Annotated in this window: 19 protein-coding genes and 1 tRNA gene; 3 read left to right on the forward strand and 17 right to left on the reverse strand. The window is 42.5% G+C overall.

Going from position 1 to position 18,929, the window contains the following annotated elements; genetic code table 11:
• Positions 1 to 20: 20 nt before the first annotated feature.
• Entirely contained in the window at positions 21 to 1,229 is a 1,209-nt protein-coding gene (locus tag DACET_RS09385; protein ID WP_013011139.1) for an FprA family A-type flavoprotein, read from the forward strand.
• A gap of 253 nt (positions 1,230 to 1,482) precedes the next feature.
• Positions 1,483 to 1,568 (forward strand) — tRNA-Leu (locus DACET_RS09390).
• Between the two features lie 145 nt (positions 1,569 to 1,713).
• On the opposite strand, the gene DACET_RS09395 is transcribed toward DACET_RS09390, so the two are convergent.
• The 15 genes from DACET_RS09395 to DACET_RS09460 form a co-directional block, all read right to left on the reverse strand.
• Complete coding sequence (locus DACET_RS09395; protein WP_013011140.1) at positions 1,714 to 2,910, reverse strand: IS256 family transposase; 1,197 nt, start codon at positions 2,908 to 2,910, stop codon at positions 1,714 to 1,716.
• A gap of 369 nt (positions 2,911 to 3,279) precedes the next feature.
• Positions 3,280 to 3,432: a transposase gene (locus DACET_RS16010; RefSeq protein ID WP_013011141.1), complete on the reverse strand. Its 153-nt coding sequence runs from the start codon at positions 3,430 to 3,432 to the stop codon at positions 3,280 to 3,282.
• 405 nt (positions 3,433 to 3,837) lie between these two features.
• Positions 3,838 to 5,214 (reverse strand): MATE family efflux transporter, encoded by a 1,377-nt coding sequence (locus tag DACET_RS09400; RefSeq protein ID WP_013011142.1) that lies wholly within the window; start codon positions 5,212 to 5,214, stop codon positions 3,838 to 3,840.
• Between the two features lie 205 nt (positions 5,215 to 5,419).
• On the reverse strand, positions 5,420 to 5,959 hold the full coding sequence (locus tag DACET_RS09405; RefSeq protein WP_148214176.1) for a hypothetical protein: 540 nt from the start codon (positions 5,957 to 5,959) through the stop codon (positions 5,420 to 5,422).
• Positions 5,922 to 6,509, reverse strand: coding sequence for an HD domain-containing protein (locus DACET_RS09410; RefSeq protein WP_013011144.1), 588 nt, complete (start codon positions 6,507 to 6,509; stop codon positions 5,922 to 5,924). The genes DACET_RS09405 and DACET_RS09410 overlap by 38 nt, the downstream gene beginning before the upstream one ends.
• Positions 6,490 to 7,803 (reverse strand): phenylacetate--CoA ligase family protein, encoded by a 1,314-nt coding sequence (locus DACET_RS09415; RefSeq protein WP_013011145.1) that lies wholly within the window; start codon positions 7,801 to 7,803, stop codon positions 6,490 to 6,492. Before DACET_RS09415 ends, DACET_RS09410 begins: the two co-directional genes overlap by 20 nt.
• Positions 7,791 to 8,516, reverse strand: a complete 726-nt coding sequence (locus tag DACET_RS09420) for an ABC transporter ATP-binding protein (RefSeq protein ID WP_013011146.1) — start codon at positions 8,514 to 8,516, stop codon at positions 7,791 to 7,793. The genes DACET_RS09415 and DACET_RS09420 overlap by 13 nt, the downstream gene beginning before the upstream one ends.
• Before the next feature lie 69 nt (positions 8,517 to 8,585).
• A complete protein-coding gene (locus DACET_RS09425; RefSeq protein ID WP_013011147.1) occupies positions 8,586 to 9,338 on the reverse strand; it encodes an ABC transporter ATP-binding protein in 753 nt (250 codons plus the stop codon).
• On the reverse strand, positions 9,322 to 10,266 hold the full coding sequence (locus DACET_RS09430; protein WP_013011148.1) for a branched-chain amino acid ABC transporter permease: 945 nt from the start codon (positions 10,264 to 10,266) through the stop codon (positions 9,322 to 9,324). Before DACET_RS09430 ends, DACET_RS09425 begins: the two co-directional genes overlap by 17 nt.
• The gene (locus DACET_RS09435) at positions 10,263 to 11,126 is read right to left on the reverse strand and encodes a branched-chain amino acid ABC transporter permease (RefSeq protein WP_013011149.1); all 864 of its coding nucleotides are present in this window, start codon (positions 11,124 to 11,126) and stop codon (positions 10,263 to 10,265) included. The genes DACET_RS09430 and DACET_RS09435 overlap by 4 nt, the downstream gene beginning before the upstream one ends.
• Before the next feature lie 72 nt (positions 11,127 to 11,198).
• A complete protein-coding gene (locus DACET_RS09440; protein WP_013011150.1) occupies positions 11,199 to 11,633 on the reverse strand; it encodes an ACT domain-containing protein in 435 nt (144 codons plus the stop codon).
• Positions 11,634 to 11,645: 12 nt separating this feature from the next.
• Positions 11,646 to 12,950 (reverse strand): phenylacetate--CoA ligase family protein, encoded by a 1,305-nt coding sequence (locus DACET_RS09445; protein ID WP_013011151.1) that lies wholly within the window; start codon positions 12,948 to 12,950, stop codon positions 11,646 to 11,648.
• A gap of 112 nt (positions 12,951 to 13,062) precedes the next feature.
• Positions 13,063 to 14,673: an ArnT family glycosyltransferase gene (locus DACET_RS09450; RefSeq protein ID WP_013011152.1), complete on the reverse strand. Its 1,611-nt coding sequence runs from the start codon at positions 14,671 to 14,673 to the stop codon at positions 13,063 to 13,065.
• On the reverse strand, positions 14,666 to 15,313 hold the full coding sequence (locus DACET_RS16545; protein ID WP_013011153.1) for a lipid-A-disaccharide synthase N-terminal domain-containing protein: 648 nt from the start codon (positions 15,311 to 15,313) through the stop codon (positions 14,666 to 14,668). Before DACET_RS16545 ends, DACET_RS09450 begins: the two co-directional genes overlap by 8 nt.
• Positions 15,300 to 16,019: a glycosyltransferase family 2 protein gene (locus DACET_RS09460; protein ID WP_013011154.1), complete on the reverse strand. Its 720-nt coding sequence runs from the start codon at positions 16,017 to 16,019 to the stop codon at positions 15,300 to 15,302. The genes DACET_RS16545 and DACET_RS09460 overlap by 14 nt, the downstream gene beginning before the upstream one ends.
• A gap of 242 nt (positions 16,020 to 16,261) precedes the next feature.
• Here DACET_RS09460 and DACET_RS09465 point away from each other — a divergent pair, with 242 nt between their 5' ends.
• A complete protein-coding gene (locus DACET_RS09465; protein WP_148214177.1) occupies positions 16,262 to 17,518 on the forward strand; it encodes an ammonium transporter in 1,257 nt (418 codons plus the stop codon).
• A 122-nt stretch (positions 17,519 to 17,640) separates the two neighbouring features.
• On the opposite strand, the gene DACET_RS09470 is transcribed toward DACET_RS09465, so the two are convergent.
• Positions 17,641 to 18,462, reverse strand: a complete 822-nt coding sequence (locus tag DACET_RS09470) for a menaquinone biosynthetic enzyme MqnA/MqnD family protein (RefSeq protein WP_244392515.1) — start codon at positions 18,460 to 18,462, stop codon at positions 17,641 to 17,643.
• Entirely contained in the window at positions 18,419 to 18,928 is a 510-nt protein-coding gene (locus DACET_RS09475; RefSeq protein WP_013011157.1) for a tRNA (cytidine(34)-2'-O)-methyltransferase, read from the reverse strand. Before DACET_RS09475 ends, DACET_RS09470 begins: the two co-directional genes overlap by 44 nt.
• Between the last annotated feature and the right edge of the window lies 1 nt (position 18,929).

An 18,929-nucleotide genomic window follows, 5' to 3' on the forward strand; every position in this document is an offset into this window, starting at 1 on the left:
TTTTTAAATCTGGAGGCAACATGGAGGCAACTCTTTTAAAGAAAGACATCTATTGGGTTGGTGTCAAAGACCCCGAACTTGAAATTTTCGATATTGTCATCCCCACACAGCACGGGACAACATACAACAGCTATCTCGTTAAAGGCACAAATAAATGTGCTCTTATTGAAGCGTGTAAACTTAATTTTAAAGATGAATATATCCAACGTGTAGAGCAGGTAATGCCTATCAAGGATATTGACTATATAATTCTCAACCATAACGAACCAGATCACTCAGGCGCTCTGCCTGCACTTTTGGACATTAATCCAGATATAGAAGTTATATATTCAAAAACGGCAAAAACATTCGTGGAAAATATTGTAAACAGAGAATTCAACGGGCGTGCTGTCGGCGACGACGACATAATAGATCTGGGCGGCAAAACACTTAGGTTCTTCCATACCCCTTTTCTACACTGGCCTGACACAATGTTTACTTATCTGGTTGAAGACAAATATCTCTTCCCTTGCGACTTTCTCGGTGCGCACTACTGCCCTAAAGGGGATACACTGCTGAACACCGAGCTTGAAAATAAAGAAGAAGCAAAAGAGGCATTTAAATTCTATTACTCAATGATAATGCGCCCCTATAAGGAACATATCAACAAGGCTCTTCAGAAAATCTCTGATATAGAAATAGACACAGTATGCCCTTCACACGGACCTATCCTGTCGGAAGACATACAGTCTTATATAGATTTTTACGAAAAATCCGCAGCAAGGTATTACAAAAATATGGTGAACAGGCAGGTTACTCTGGTATTTGCCACTGCATACGGTAACACTAAAAAACTTGCAGATGCCATAACAAAGGGTATTGAGGAAGTCGGAGTAAAAGTCGAAGAGTTTGACTGTGCTACAACAGACGTCATGACTATGATCGACTCTATAGAAATCTCCCATGGAGTGCTTATAGGTACACCAACATTAAACGCAAAAGCCCCTCACCCTATACTTGACCTATTCTCGTTCTTTGTTGTGCTGAATGTCGTCAACAGACTTGGAGGATGTTTCGGTTCATTTGGCTGGAGTGGCGAAGGTGTGAAGGTATCTGAAGACATAATGAAGAGTATGCGGATGAAACTGCCCCTTCCTGCCTTTAAGGTCAAGATGACCCCCTCAGAGCAGGAACTTGAAGATGCTTACCAGTGGGGACGTGATTTCGGAATGAATATTCTGGAAAACTAACAAGCTTATACGGGGAGCTCAACCACAGCTCCCCTCTTTTTGATAGTTATAGGCTATACTACTGATCTATACAGTATCAGTTTATCGATATTTCTGATCATGTATAATTGCTATATATAAATAGCGTTTTGCATCATCATTTTTACTGTCAGTATGAGTTGTTAGATATTAACAGTAATTAATGCAAATTAACAGTTGACATGTTTTTGGTAAATTGTTATAACCTCTCACACAGCAATGATATAGCTGTTCAGCCGAGGTGGTGGAACTGGTAGACACGCAGGACTAAGGATCCTGTGCCTGTCAAAGGGCGTGAGAGTTCAAGTCTCTCTCTCGGCATCACAAGCCCCTGATATTCAGGGGCTTTTTTTATATCTAGAATTATTAGTTAGTGTATATAACTATGCCTGATGAAATTACCAGTACCACTAGGTACCGTCAAGATAGTTTCGTAAATTTCCTTTTGCCGTTCGGTAGCTTTTAACTATCCAGCAACTGAATCCATCTCTATATCTCCGGCTTCAGTAAAATATTTCATACTCATGTATCGTTTTGTTCCCCACTGGGTTCCAGCTACATGACGCAACCTGGCACAAACAAGCATCAAAGCTGAGTTACCGTCAGGAAATGTCCCTACCACACGAGTCCGCCGCCGTATCTCTCTATTCAGTCGCTCAATGACATTATTCGTCCTAATCTTAAGCCAGTGAGCATAAGGGAAAGTCATATAAGTCAGAGTCTCCTCTATGCTGTCTTCAACCTTCTTAGCGGCTTCCCTTAGCTTCATATCACGAAGTTTCTGTGCAACTGCCTGTGCCTTCTCAAGGGCTGCTTCTTTGCTCTCTTGAGCATGAATAGCTTTAAGCATAGCTGCCACAGCTCTCACTTTGGTTCTCGGTGTTACAGAAAATACATTCCTGTAAAAGTGAACCGTACAGCGTTGATACTTCGCATCCGGATAGACTTCGCTGACTGCATCAACAAGCCCCAAGCACTTATCGCCTATAAAAAGCTGAACACCCTTCAAGCCTCTCTCTTTAAGATCACAGAGAAAGCTCTTCCAACTCTCTTTGTCCTCTTTCATACCCTCTGATGCGCCGATCACTTCACGATAGCCTTCTTCATTTACAGCTATGGCTACCAGCACTACAACGTTCTCATATGAGCCGCCCCAGTTGCGCTTCAGATAAATTCCATCAAGATAAACATAGGGATAGTTACATTTCAACTCCCTGTTACGCCAATCATCTATGTGAACATAAACCTTTTTGTTAAGCTCACTGATGGTACCAGGAGATACTTTAGTACCCCACAACGCCTCTGTTATATCCTCTACTCGGCGAACTGATACGCCGGCAAGGTACATCTCTATAAGAGCTTCTTCTACTGAGCTCTCACGGCGGCGGTAGCGTTCAATAATGGCTGTTTCGAAAGTTACTCCTTTAAGCTTGGGAACTTTCAGCTTAACATCCCATGAGCTTGTAAAAAGATTCCGCTCATAGTGACCTGAACGATAACCCTTACGGTTCTCTGTGCGCTCATATTTAGCGGCGTTTGTCAAAGCTTGGGCTTCTTGCTCAAGCAGGTTATTAAGTGTTTCTTCTACACTGTTGCGGACAAGCTCTTGTAACTCGCCCTTTATGGCTCCTTCGTTCAGGTGTATAATCTTCTCATCGGACATGGCCTTTGCCTCCTTTGGTGAATTTGTGTTGTAACGTATTCTACCAAAACGGCGGCGGCCTTGTCCGTCTATATGCCGATATGAAAATTTGCGAAACTTATCGTACCTTATCCTCCTATACCTGCTTGGTTCATATTCAGTTTCATACTCTTTCTCTCTCTGTTTTCTTACAAAAAAAAGACATTAAGCCGAAACATACGAAACTGATAGAAATCCCTCTCTCAGAACTTTCGACTATGTGGACAGGCAAGCACATTATAAAAGGGGAACAAACTGAGTCCAAACATACCAATGTTATTTTTAATAAAGAAGAACTAACAGCTTTTTATAGCAAACATGTGGAACAACTCCCTGAATCCGCAAGAGGTGTTATAGAACAAATATTAAAAATGCTGGACGAAAGGTGTAATAATTTATTCCCAGATCTTCGGCGATCTCCTTGATTGTTGCCTCTTCTGCCTGAATTAGGCGTACTGCATTAAGCTTAAATTCACGGTCGTAGACTTTTCTAGATTTCGACATCAAACTCACTCCTCTTACATAGTTTAGTTTGGTTTATCTAGATGCCCAATAAAATCAGGAGGGATCAACGGCATCCTGTCTGCTTTTATAGACATTTCCTGTAACACATTCGTTTTTAATGTGCCGAATAAGTTCTCGCAGACAGCATTATCACAGCAGCTGCCCTTACGGCTCATGCTGCCTGTAATACTATGATCCCTTAAAAACATTCGAAAGAAACCACTGCTTACTAAAAGACCAGCCCTTCAAAGGTACGAATATACGTTATATCATGCACATAGGTTCTGCCTGGGGCATCTGCTTCGAAATTACGGGCAAGAACATTGTGTTCAACAGAAAGACTGTCAGTGGAATAAAGTATTCGGAACCGAGCACCACGCTGTCAGGATTACTGCACGACAAGCACTATACAGTTGTGAATTTCTTCCATGCACCCGACCTATACCTAGCATAGAGAACCAACGGCATAAAGAAAAACACTGTGATTAACGTTATCCAGCCGCTGATGATTGACATATCCAGCACATAAAGCACTATATAAGTCAATGCAACCAGCATCCACATAATAGCAACAGTGATGATCATCGCCATATAAGTGTCTCCTGCACCACGCAAAGCACCGCCATAAACCATTATTATTGAATTAACAGCAACATAGATGGATGCAGTACGAAGCATGAAAACCGCCTGTTCCCGCACAACTTCAAACATAGGGTCATACTCGGCAGGCGCAAATATGTCAATCAGCGGTCCTGGGATTACCACAAAAAACATTGCGATAACAACAGAAAAGAGCGTGCCGGTTTTCAGACCTGACAAAAGTGATTTATTGGCAATATCCTCTCTCCCCGCTCCGATATATCTGCCGAAAAGGCTTGTAACACCTATCTCCAGACCGATAAGCGGGATAAAAGCGACATTGTCCCAGTTAAAAACAATAGTCACAGCAGAAGCACTCTCCAAACTAACCACCTGAAACAACATCACAAGCAGAGTAAATGCACACATATTCAGAAACAGTTCAAGCCCGGCAGGAAAACCATATTTCACAACCCGCATGAATATCTCTCTGTCGTAGTGCAGAACATAGGAAAATTTTATCTTTTCCTGTTTTAAGTATCTAAGATAAACTGCAAACGATATCAAAACAGAGACAACTGTCCCTGCTATGGAACCTATTCCAGCACCAACGATTCCCATTGCAGGAAATCCGAACTTACCGAATATAAGCACATAGCTGAAAATAATATTGCACACCATAGCCGCAAGCGAAGCAGCCATGACAACCCTTGTCACCCCTATACCACTGAAAAAACCTGAAAAAACAGCTCTCAGAAGCCCTATCAGTGAGCCTAATATCAGAATCCTGAAATAAGGGATCTGGTGCACAAGCTGCGGTTCAGATAAACCTGAAATCGTGAAAAGCCAAATAACAAATGGCAGTGCTAAGAGCAGAAAGGGGTAAGCAAAAATAGATATCAATGTCGCCTGAAACGTCACTTTGGCAAACTTCTTACGCTGCCCGGAACCAAAATACTGCGCTGTCACAGCAGTTGAATATCCTATCAGTCCCACAAAAAATGACATCAGCATGAAAGCGGCAAGACCGCCCCCCATAGCAGCGCTCATATACTCACTGCCGAGTTTAGACAGAAAAAGCCTGTCAGTAAACATCATCACAGTGTCGCAAGCACTGGAAACCACCATAGGCAAAGCTATGGATACCATCTCTTTAACGCTGCCGCTATTGGCATTGATAATTGCGTTAGAATTCTCTTCCATTTTAAAATACCTGATAAATAATATAAAATTGTTATTAGACTAAAATGCCGGATAGCAATCTGAAAAATAAACGAAACGAGAGGGGGGTGTATTTATGATTCAAGATCGCTGTTAGTTACGTGACGTAATCATTCAAATCTCCATAGATTAATATTAAATAATGAGCTTAATCTTATATCTGATTATATTTTAATAAGCAAGTGATTTAAACAAAAAAAGCAGGAAACAGGACTGTAGCAATAAAAGAAGCAAAGACCACTATAGTCGAGAGTACATACCCGTAACCTTTGATCTTGCTGACTGCGAATACTGAAAGGCTGAGGTACCATGCGAGGAACGCAGGATGAAAATATTTAAGTTGTTGGGGATTGAGCAAAAATGTCACCGGGAGAAAAACCGACATAGCTTCAAAGCTTAAAATAACACGTGTTGTAGCCATAAAAACACCAGTCTTTTTCGGCAGATAAAGAAATATCAGCCCTATAAAGATGAAGGTCAGCATAACACCTTCCACCATCTGACCAAAATTCTCAGGCTGAATAGCGCCTTCCAGCCCCCTGAAAGGGATTACCAGGCTGATGCCGTACATAAAAAAGATATTAAACGTATGACGACGGTCAAGCATAAGCGACATCAGAGCTTTCTCACTGAAAAAGATCAGACGGAGAGATTTATTAATTGTATCCAGCGGGTTGGGCATCTGCCCTCTACCAGTCTTTATTCCCTCGTTTCCAGCTTTCGTCATCGGTATTGTACCACCATTCGTAATACATTTTTTCGCTGGCAGACTGAAAGATAGAAACAGCCACCTCTGTCTTAAGCCGTTTGACAGCAGTGCGTATCCAGTTGTCAGCCTGTTGGTTGCCTTTATCCTTTTGTTCTTTCAGGAAAAACAGCAATTCCAGCACATCCGCATCCTTCGCCACAACAGCCTCTGTGGTTTCCTGAGCGGAATATTCATCTATGGTCTCCAGCACATCCTTTTCTATAGGGAGCCCAGCCATTGAATGTTTCAGAGCTTTTTCATCATCCGAGCACACATACGCCTGCTGTAAATAGTTCAGGTCTCCTGTGCGTGACTCCTCCAGATCGTGAAACATACACATTTTAAGCACTTTGTCCGCATCGCAGCCGACAATTTTAGCAAGGGTATAGCCCATCATAGCAACTCTGAAAGAGTGATCTGCTATGGACTGTGTACCGCTCCCCAGATAATCCTGACCGGATCTTTTCATCACTTGCAGAATACCCAGCTCGTAGAAAAAGTTTGTAACTCTATCCGATGTTTCTTTCATCAACCACTCGTTTTGCCTTCCCTTCAAACCTGTCCAGAGTATGAGATGTGACAAGGGTCACTTTAGGTTTTATAGAAAGTATCTTCTGAAACTGAACCGTCAGCTCTTCTACAAGTGTACGCTGTTTTTTCATCTCATCAAAGAAGATGTCCTCTGTAACCTCTACTTTAATCTCCATGGCATCAAGAGCACCTTTTTTGCGCACAAAGATCATATAGTGGGGAGAAACTCCTTTGACATTATTCAGAGCCTCTTCAACCTGTGACGGGAAGACATTCACACCATTAATAATCAGCATGTCGTCTGTACGCCCCTGAGGTTTTTCCATTTTTATAAGAGTTCTGCCGCATGGACAATCATCACGGTAAAGTCTTGTGACATCTCTGGTTCTGTATCTTAAAAGGGGCATTCCCTCTCTCTTCAAAGTAGTCAGAACAAGCTCGCCCCACTCACCTTCCGGCAGTGGTTTCAGTGTTATAGGATCTATTATCTCGGGATAAAAGAAATCTTCATTGATGTGTAGTCCGCTTTTACATAAGCATTCTCCGGCAATCCCAGGTCCCATAAGCTCTGACAAACCGTAGTTATCAGTGGCGGAAACTCCAAGTTTATCTTCCACTTCTGCTCTGATCATATCCCCCCACGGTTCGGAACCTAAAAGAGCATATTTCAGACTGAGGTCTTCTTTCTTAAGTCCCATCTTCTCCATAGTCTCCGCTATGTGCAGTGCATATGAAGGTGTGGCAATAAGCGTCGTGCTTTTGTAGTCATGCATAATAGTTATCTGACGTTGTGTATTTCCGCTTGAAACAGGTATAACAGAAGCACCTATCGTTTCCGCACCATAGTGCAGACCGAAGCCCCCTGTAAAAAGTCCATATGTAAAAGATACATGTACAATATCATCCTTTGTAACGCCGCCGGCTGTCATAATCCTTGCAACCAGATTATTCCAGTTGTCGAGATCGTTTTTTGTATAGCCCACAACAGTCGGCTTGCCTGTTGTACCGCTTGATGAATGTATTCTAACTATGTCACGCAGAGGCACTGCAAACATACCATATGGGTAGTTTTCTCTCAGATCAGATTTATTTGTGAAGGGAAGTTTCGAAATATCAGTAAGCTCACCTATCACATCCGGCTTAAGTCCAAGTTCATCAAACTTTTTCCTATAGAAGTCGACATTGCGGTAGGCTCTGTTTACCGTAGTCTGCAAGCGTTCCAGCTGAAAAACTGCACGCTCCGCCGGAGCCATAGTCTCTTCTTCTTTGTGCCAGTATCTTATCTCTCCCATTTTTCCTTATACTCCTTGCCCAGATAGGCTCTTTTCACCTCGTTGTCGCCGAGAAGCTCGGAAGCTTTCCCTTGCATTATGATACGTCCGTTCTCCAGAACATATCCTCTCTGGGCGTATTTAAGCGCAATGCTGGCATTTTGTTCAACCAGCAGTATAGTAAGTCCTGACTCTGCCAGAACCTTAAGTTTTTCGTAAACCTCTTTTATCACAAGGGGTGCAAGCCCCATTGAAGGCTCGTCCATCAAAAGTATTTTCGGTGCACTCATAAGAGCACGCCCGATAGCAAGCATCTGCTGTTCGCCACCGGAAAGCATCCCTGCCATCTGAGAGGCACGGTCGCCAAGAACAGGGAACATCTCCGTAACCTCAGCAAGTTTTGCCTTAACTTCTGAAACCGGTCGTTTAAAACCGCCCATCTCAAGATTTTCCCTTACAGACATATTAGAAAAGACACGCCGCCCCTCCGGAACAAGAGCAACACCTCTTGTCACCATATCCGCAGTGGATACCTTAGAAACTTCCTTCCCCTGAAATAAGGCAGAACCTTTCTGTCTGCCTACGATATTCATTATGCTGTTCAAAAGAGTGGTCTTCCCCGCTCCGTTGCTCCCGATAAGGGAAACAAACTCCCCCTCTTTAACGTGAACAGACACATTTGTCAGAGCCTGAACACCGCCATAGGAAACATACAGGGATTTTACCTCAAGCATTTTCTATCCTCATATATTAATAATCGTCACAGACACGGATAAACAGACTAGCTGTTACCCCCTATGACTCTATATATCTTCGTCACCAAGATACGCTCTGAGCACTTCTTTGTTCTCGCGCACTTCTTTGTATGTACCTTTGCCTATTACTTCGCCAAAATTCAGGCAGACAACATATTCTGCCAATGACGAAATAAACTGCATATCATGTTCAACCATAAGGATGCTTATCCCCTCACCAGCGATCTTTTGCACCATTCCGGCGAGATTATCCTTCTCATTGAGGTTCAGCCCTGCTGCGGGTTCATCAAGCAGCAGCATTTTCGGTCTGGAGAGCAGAGCCCTCCCCAATTCGAAATTCTTAAGCACGCCATAAGGTATGCTATCCGGTGTCATCGAGGCATATTCTGTGACATTTACGAATTCCATATATTCGTCTATGAGCCTCTCAGCCTTCTTCCAGTAGCCCCTGTTTATGCCGAGCATACTTTTCAGCGCAGACGGATTCTCCTTACCTATAAAACCTAGATACATGTTCTGCCTGAGAGTGAGTTCCGGTATAATGTTCAGATTCTGAAATGTTCTTGATATCCCCAGAGGGAACACGCATTCCGGTTCGCATCCGGTTATATCTTTACCATCAAAACTAACTTGCCCGTCAGTTGGAGGGACAAAACCGGTGATGACATTAAAAAGTGTTGTTTTCCCTGCTCCATTCGGCCCTATCAGAGCCGTAACACCTATTTCAGGGGTTTGAAAGCTTACTTCATTAAGCGCACGAACGCCGCCGAAGCTTACGCCTATATTATTTATTTTGAGCATTTTTACGTACCAGTTTTTTGAGTGTTCCGGCTATCCCGCCGGGGAAAAACATAATAACAACAGCGAGTAGACCGCCATAGATTATCATTTCAAAGTCTTCAAAAGTTGCAAAAACCTCCGGTATGAAACCGAGGAACACCGCACCTACTATACCGCCTGAAATATAACCCAGTCCGCCGACAGTTGCCATGCACACAAGGCTTATAGAATATTTAAAACTGAATGAAACGGGGCTGATAAAGTGTGTGTAATATGTATATAAAACTCCGTTCAAAGCTGTTATGGCGGCAACCGATGCAAAAACCATTAGTTTTGTCCTGGTTACATTTATACCATAGCTTCGGCAGGCACTCTCAGAATTTTTGATGAATTTAAGTTTATAATGCAGAAAGGATTTATCAAACACCTCATACAGCAGAACACAGATAAGGAAAAAGGTGCTCATGAAAATATAAAATGACTTCTCTGTTGCAAGCTCAAACCCGAGAAAGCTCAGGTTTCCGATCCCCATAAAACCTGACGGACCACCGGTAATTCCGCTGAATTCATTCATAAAAATATAAACAATCATACCAAAGCCGAGAGTTGCCATAGCGAGATAGTGTCCATGCAGTTTTAAGACCGGATAGCCCACAATCCATGCAACAACAAAAGCCATTGCAGGAGCAATAAGCAGTGTCACAGCCGGAGGTACACCATAGTTAACCGACAATACGGCGGCAACATAAGCACCGATACCATAAAAAGCCGCCTGCCCCATGGAGATAACCCCTCCGTAGCCAAGCAGCACATTGAATGCGGCAGTATTCAGAGCATTTATCATCATCAGTGTCGCAACACCGAGATAGTATTCATTGTCCACGCCAAAACCAATACCTATAAGAGCAGCGGCACATAAGACAAACAGTGTAGGATTAAGCTTTCTCATACCCTATGCACCTTCTTCCTTCCGAAAAGACCGTCAGGCTTCACAAAGAGTATTACGAGTATGACAAGAAACGCCACTGCATCCTTCAGCCCGGAAGGAATTATACTTGCTGAAAAGCTTTCAAATATACCAAGCAAAAGACCGCCGGCTATAGCCGCACCAAAATTACCGAGCCCACCGAGAATAGCAGCAGAAAAGCCCTTGAGCCCTGTCATGATACCGTCATCATAGGTCACAAACATTATAGGTGCGATAATCACTCCTGCCACAGCACCAAGCAGAGCAGCAACAGCAAATGACATCACGCGAATATTGCTTACTTTTATCCCGCAGGTTTCAGCAGCGACAGGGTCGTCGAAACTCGCCCGCATAGCCTTCCCATATCTTGATTTTTTAAGAAAGATGTTAAGTCCGAGCGCAACCATAAGCGACACGGCGACAACAAGAATGCTCTGGCTGGAGATAACCCCGCCCGGCATATCGATATTAAAAACAGGTATAAATTCTTTAACAGGGAGGCTGTCACGCCCCCAGAGGTGCATGGCGACATCACGAAGTATTATAGACGCCGCAATCGTCACTGTTATAAGATTCAGCTCATTCTTTATCTTTGTCAGACGGATAAAAAAACGTTCAAATACTATCCCAATCAAAAACGCACAGGCAACAGCGCCGAAAAAGGCTATCGGGAAAGGTAGTCCGTACATAACAAAAAAAGTATAGATAAGCATTCCGCCGATCATCACAAACTCGCCCTGAGCGAAATTTATAATTCCGGTGGTGTTGTAGATTATGTTAAAACCCAGAGCAACCAGCCCGTATATACTTCCGCTGGTCAGCCCTGAATATAGAAACTGCATTATTTATCAAACCTTCCCGGTTCCGAAAACCTTAGTAATAATTTAAGTAAAAAACTTAGTGTATGTAGATGTCTAAAGACCTGCGATGTCAACCTGTTTCACAAAGCTGAAGCCGTCTTCTGCAAGTTTTTCCGCAGCCATGTCAGTGTCATCAAAGCGGAATATCATAATAGCACGCTCTTTAGCAAGATGGTCAACAAAAGCATACATATATTCTACATTTATACTGTTTTTATCCAGACAGCCGAGTATCTGAGCAAGACCGCCGGGGTGGTCACTCACCACCACAGCAAGAACCTCTGTGCGTCCGACTGTAAAATCGCTCCCCTTCAAAAGGTCATATGCTTTTGCAGGGTCGTTAACAATGAGCCTGAGGATACCGAAATCAGACGTATCCGCCAGAGAGAGAGCCCTGATATTTATACCATTTTCACCAAGAATTCTGGTTACTTCATGGAGACGTCCTGACTGATTTTCGATAAAAACAGAAATCTGCTGAAGTTTCATTTTGCTACCTCTCTATATTTTACGATTATCTTTTACTCTTTGAGCTTTCCCTTCGCTTCTGGCGATAGTTTTATGTTCAACTATCCTGACTTTACAGGTAACACCTATCATACTTTTGATATCTTTCTCTATCCCTTTTGCCAGATCCTGAAGCCTGCGTACTCTGTCCATAAACTGACCTTCGGCAAGCTCTACCTGTACTTCAAGTGTATCCATATTTCCTTCTCTGTCTATAATAAGAAGGTAATACGGTGAAAGTTCTGCACGCTGTACGAGTATATTTTCCACCTGAGACGGATAAACATTAACCCCTCTGATGATGAGCATGTCGTCGCTTCTGCCCATAACTTTGTTCATACGGACGAAAGAGCGTCCACATTTGCAGGGCTCAGTAATAAGGCTTGTTACGTCTCTTGTGCGGTATCTGATAAGAGGTATTGCCTCTTTGGTTATAGTCGTGAAAACAAGCTCGCCCTCTTCGCCATTGGGGAGAACCTCGCCTGTTTCAGGATTAATTGTCTCAACGATGAAATGATCTTCGTTGATGTGCATCCCGCGTTTCTCTTCGACACACTCAAACGCAACCCCTGGTCCGATGATTTCGCTGAGTCCATATATGTCAAGGGCATCTATCCCCCACTTATCTTCTATCTCCTGCCTCATGGCATTTGTCCACGGTTCTGCACCGAATATGCCCGCTTTGAGTTTCAGGTCTTTTCTGGGGTCAATCCCCTCTTCTACAGCTGTTTCATAAAGAGAAAGGGCATAGCTGGGTGTGCATGAAAACGCAGTGGAGCCGAAATCTTTCATAAGCATAAGCTGTTTTTTCGAATTACCACCGGATATCGGAATAACAGACGCTCCGATCTTTTCCGCACCGTAGTGAGCACCAAGCCCACCGGTAAAAAGCCCGTAACCGTATGCGTTCTGAAGTATGTCACCTGCGCCGACACCGGCAGCAGAGAATGTTCTCGCCATGATCTCTGTCCATGTATCTATGTCTCTGCGGGTGTAGCCCACAACAGTAGGTTTCCCTGTTGTTCCGCTGGAAGCATGCAGCCTGACAATCTGTTCCTGAGGAACAGCAAAAAGCCCGAAAGGATAGTTGTCTCTCATATCCTGTTTATAAGTAAAAGGGAGCCTGCTCATGTCCGCCAGAGACTTAATATCATCCGGTTTAACCCCGGCCTCGTCCATTTTATTTCGGTAAAATTCTACTCTGGCGTAGACATTATTCAGAAGCTGCCTCAGCCTTCTTAGCTGAAGCTCTTCCAGATATTCTCGTGGAAGTGTCTCATAGTGCTCATTCCAGATCATATGTAAACTCCGTGTACCTTGCTTATAATCTTAAAAATCTACCAATAGGATAAATAAATGTCAAACAGTATTTAACATTGTTTAGTTTGATTATATTTTTAATATAAATACTTTAAGGTTGTTTATAAATTGACGGTGATTGACAGAATGAAATATACTTTTTAGTGCCAAGCACATCAATGATACTGCACTTATACCCCGTCACATCCATAAAATTCCTATACAAGAATTTTTTACGTGTAACCAGAATAACTTCTTGATGTTTTTTTAAATATTCCTGCAGCTCATCTATATTATCGATATAAACATCTGCATAATCTTCCTTCTTTTGGAACTGTGTCTCGCGGGTTCTGCTTAAAGCCATAGGCACAAGCTCGTTCATATAAAAAGATACGGATGGTGCAAATGTTTTATATAACAACACCTGATATTTACCTTCAGGGTCAAAATTCTTTATATCCTGCGTAATAAGTCTGTACCCCTTCATATGAGGACCTATCAAGGGGATAACACAGTAAACACTAAATGTGATCGCTATAATTATAAAAGCAAAGGATGCAACAAAGTGTTTTTTGTAATACGTTTTATAAGTATATAAAGTCAGAAGGACAAAAAATATGCCGACCGGAATACATATATACCAGTACGGCTGAACATAATCCACAATAAACGGAATAACTGCAAGCGCCAGAGATGCGAGCATAAGCAGCACGAAAGAAAACATCCTCAGCAACCTTGAGTCTGTATTCAAAGCAGCTATAACAGCAGCAACAGGATAAAAAGGGAGAAGGTAAGTTCCGAGCTTGCTTGTTGATATCTGAAAAACGATAAACGGAACCAATATATATAGGTAAAGCACCCAGCCTGTTTTAAGCTCGCCTGTTCTTCTGTAGTTCCGAAGCATAAAAAAAGCCCACGGAACAAAAGTTCCAAAAAATATCATAAAAAAGAAATAGAACTCTTTCGATCTGTTAAATCTGTCAGTAGCAACACGTTCAACTGTCTGGTCATATAAGAAGTATTCAAGCAGACCATCATTTATGCTAACCACATAACCATACCAGGGAAGTGCCACAACAGCGAAAACAGCCAGTATCACAAATATCTGCTTTAAAGAAAATACCCCACGGTGCTTCCTGTCGAATATCTTCGCAATAAAAAACGGCAGCAGAGTAAAAAGAAATATAACAGGACCTTTAGTCATAAAACCAAGCCCGGCATAAAGACCAATCAACAACGCATGAGACGTCCTCTGCTTTATATATATGTGCGAAAACAAGTGGTACTGAAGCATTATGGTAAACATAACAAGGTAGATATCTGTAGCTACAATCCTGCTCACAACCATAAAAAGGATGGAAGACGCAAGTATCAGAACAGAAGCGTCAGCCTTCTCTCTGTCTTCCGTAAGTACAAAAGCTGTCTTTCTTGTATAGATGAGAATAATAATAGACGCCACAGCGCCAAAAAAACGTGCACCAAAGCCGTTAACACCGAAAACAGCAAGCCCCAGAGCATTTATCCAGTAAGTAAAAGGTGGTTTATGAAAGTGTTTGATACCGTTATAAAAGGGTTCCATATAGTTTCCACTCGCCAGCATCTCTCTGGATATCTCGCCGTACCTTGCTCCCGTTGTTTCAAACAAAGGGTTCCAGTAAGCAGGGATCATCAGTGCTATAAAGAATAGAAACAGGAACAGATTAAACCTTTTCTCGTCAAACATTTACCCCTCTCTTTTCAAGCCTGATAAAATATAGATTTCTGAAATAGATAAGAAGTCCAACACTCTGCCCGGCAATAAAAACAGGATCATGGACAAGAACAGAATAAATTAACAGCAGAGAGCTCCCAACCATGCTGAAGTACCAGAAAGTAACAGGGAATGCACTCTTTTTGAGTCTTTCAGAATATATCCACTGAACTAAAAACCGCAGAAAAAACATTGACTGCGCAACGATGCCTATTGCAAAAATAATTCCGGTATATGACACTTTCTGCTGTCTGTGCACTTCAGGATAGAAAACAGCAGCAACAGCAACCATGCCGAAATAAGCAAAGAGTATAAGCGTTATTTTAAATGAAAAATATTTATCCTTAACACCTTTCTCTTTATATATCAGAAATAGGTTCCGAAGATATATAACAGCCCCGGTAGACTGCCCCAGAATATATATTGGATCTTTGATTAATATCGCATAGGTCAGAAGCATAAAGCTCCCAATGAGGCTGAAATACCAAAATGATACCGGTACAGCGCTTTTTTTATACCTCTCAGTGAACAACCACTGAAGGATAAAACGCATAAAGAAAAGTACCTGCCCAATAAAGCCAAATACGACCAGAGCTAGTTCAGCGGGCGACATTGGTTTCTCTGACTTCTATTTTCAGATATCTTTTCTGCATCCACCTTACAGATATAAGATCGTAGAGAGCTTCTTTTGCCCTCTTCATATTAGTATATTTCGACACCCCATGAATTCGGGGTCTGTGGTTCACCTTAACCTCTTTCACCATTGCCCCTTCCATCTGCATCATAGCAGGCAGAAATCTGTGAAGACCTTTATATATCTTGATCTTTTTAAGCATAGAAGACCGCATAATTTTCAGCGAACACCCTGTGTCATGGACATTGTCTTTGATTATACTGTTTCTGATCTTGTTTCCGAACCTGCTGGCGATTTTCTTCGCCAGAGTGTCTTTCCGGTTGTATCTCCATCCGATGACCATATCATATTCGCCGTAAAACTTCAGCATCTCGGGAATATCGGCAGGGTCATTCTGAAGGTCAGCATCCATAGTGATTACAACATCCCCTGAAGCATACTGAAACCCGGCATACATTGCAGCGGATTGTCCTGTATTATTTTCAAAAGCAACATATTTTACAGCGTCCATCTTTGACGCAAGGTCTTTTATCACATTAAGACTGTTGTCTCTGCTACAGTCATCCACGAAAATTATTTCATACTCTTTGCCAACAATTTTAGATACGGCAGTAATTTCCTCAAAAAGTTTTACAATATTATCTTCTTCATCAAAAACTGGTATCACATAAGATATTTTTTCCAACTTAAACCACCAGACTACTCATTCTAATTTAACAAAACTAATTACCATATATGCACATTCAATACAACATCAATTCCGAATTATCCAGTCAGGCTCACACCGTGATTAATTATTAGGCACCAGATGACTTTTATTTGACCACTAATGAAATGAAAAGTTCTGAAAGCCTTTTAATTCTTTACATATGTTTTGGCATACTCTTTGCATATAACTGTTACGAAATCGAATTACGGGGTGACTCTATGATAAGACTTTTGATAGTGCTTTTGATAACGATGTCAGCATCGACAGCTTTCGCAGATGGACTAAACACAGGCGACACAGCATGGGTATTAGTATCTTCTGCATTCGTAATGCTGATGCTGCCGGGGCTGGCTCTCTTTTACGGCGGTATGGTCAGGTCTAAAAGCGCACTTTCCACTTTACTCTACAGCTTTTCGGCACTCTGCGTTGCAGGAGTGACATGGGCAGTGATAGGCTTTACAATCGCTTTTGGTGAATCTGATTCTCTCTTTATGGGGAGTATGAAATATTTTATGTTTGGCAGTGATTTTATGGACGCCATGTCCGGCACCATACCTTTAGGAACTTTTGCCATATTTCAGGGCATGTTTGCAATAATCACAGTCGCCCTCATAAGCGGTGCTATTGTAGAACGTATGAAATTCAGCGCATGGCTGCTCTTCATGCCGCTTTGGATAATACTAGTCTACTCACCAATTGCTTACTGGGTTTGGGGCGGGGGCTGGCTTGGTAAACTCGGAGCACTTGACTTCGCAGGCGGAACTGTCGTCCACTTCTCTTCCGGTATGGCCGCACTTGCAATAGCGCTGGTTCTCGGCAACAGAAAAGACTTTATGCATGCAAAAATAATACCTCACAATGTAACTTATACTGTCATAGGTGCAGGACTGCTGTGGTTTGGATGGTTTGGATTCAACTCAGGGTCTGCACTTGCAGCGGACAAGATAGCTTCTCTGGCATTCGTAAACACCATGATAGCTGCTGCGGCAGCCGGTTTCGTCTGGATGATTATTGAAATGGCAGTGAGCAAACCGAGCGCACTCGGAGTGGCTTCAGGGATAGTTGCAGGTCTTGTGGGGATAACCCCCGCTGCGGGATTTGTAGAGCCCTGGGCAGCGATTATCATAGGTGGTCTCACAGGGGCATTATGCTACTGGGGCATCACTCTCAAATTCAAGTTTAAACTTGACGATTCTCTTGACGTTTTCGGCATCCACGGTCTCGGCGGTCTCTTCGGTGCTATAGCTACAGGCGTTTTTGCAACCGTAGGAGCAGAAGGACTCATTGCCGGCAATGCTGGTCAGGTACTTATTCAGATAATAGATGCGCTTGCATGTGGAGGTTACTCTTTCATCATGACGCTGATAATAGCATTTGCGATAAAAGCCACAATAGGCATAAGGATTACTCCTGAAGAGGAAACAGAAGGGACAGACCTTAATCAACATGGAGAAAAGGCGTACAACTTCTTTTAAACAGAGATTGAACCTAATCTAAAATATTGGGGCACCTTATGTACCCCCTCCTCAGCGAGGAGGTACGTACTGTGCCTCTCTTTTTTTTCGGAATAAACAATAGAAAAACTATTAATGATCGATTAAACAAAAAATTCCAGAGCGGGAACCTTCTTCAGCCTGCCTATTTTAACAGCATAACTATAATACTTCAGAAGACCTCTTATATGGTTTTCAGACAGATCATATTTTATCGTCTCCCAATAGTCTATGATCTGATAAGATGTGAGCCCTTTAAATGTGTAGTGATCAAGGAGCGCGGCAAGATTCTTTTTACTGTCAGTCTTAATAACTTCAAGCTCCTGTGCAAACTCTGCCACTTCTGCGTACCTCTCATGTACGGTCTCTTTACGCACTATCCAGAGAGCAAAAACAAACGGCAGCCCGGTGAATTCGTTCCAGAGTGAACAGAGGTCATACGCATACTTATATTTTCCGTTATATGTATTAAAAAGTGCCTTGTCACCTATCAGCACAACCCCTGGGGCTTTTTCATTCTCTTTCGTAAACTGCGGGCTGATTTTATATTTTTCGCGCATAAGAATTTCAAACAGTATTACTGATGTGCCGGATTCGCCAGTGAGGTAGACCCCTTCACCGTCAAATTCTTCTATTGGCTTATCTGCAAAGAACATCACGCTTTTGACAACATTAATGCAGCTTATGGAAATATTCGGAATGACATAATATTTCTCAGGGTTTCTCGCATATTCTATACTGCTGCAAAAGCCGGCATCGATACCGCCTTCCCTGATCGCAGTATTTAAATAAGACGGAACACCTTTGATAAGGTTATATCTGTTTTGCTTTGCAAGCTCGAAGAAAATAGGATAAACGTTGGCATAATCAATCTGCCCGATACTAAGCATATATTTCACCTGTACTTTCCCCTTTCCATTCTGCATCCAGCCCGGGAAAACCCCTTCTGCGGATTATGTCGAACCCCACCAGCGCCACAGAATTGGAAAGGTTAAAACTGCGTACTTTTCCAGTAGCAGGTATTCTGAATAAACTGTCCGGATGATCTTTTTCCACACTCTCCGGCAGACCGGACGTCTCCCTGCCGAATATCAGCATTAAATTATCGTTTTCGTGCGGTATCTCTGTATAAACTCTGGAAGCGAATTTTGACAGAAATGCATAAGGATGTTTATCATTGGGGAATTCTTCGTAAAAAGCTTCAAGACTAGGAAGCTGCATCAAGTTAACATTCTGCCAGTAATCAAGTCCGGCACGCTTAACGTGTTTATCATCGAGAGAAAAACCAAGTTTCCCCACAAGAATAAGTCTGCTCTCTGTCCCCACGCAAAAACGCCCGATGTTCCCTGTATTCTGCGGGATCTCGGGTTCGTATAAAACTATATTTAACATG

This window comes from Denitrovibrio acetiphilus DSM 12809 (assembly GCF_000025725.1).
GTDB lineage: Bacteria > Chrysiogenota > Deferribacteres > Deferribacterales > Geovibrionaceae > Denitrovibrio > Denitrovibrio acetiphilus.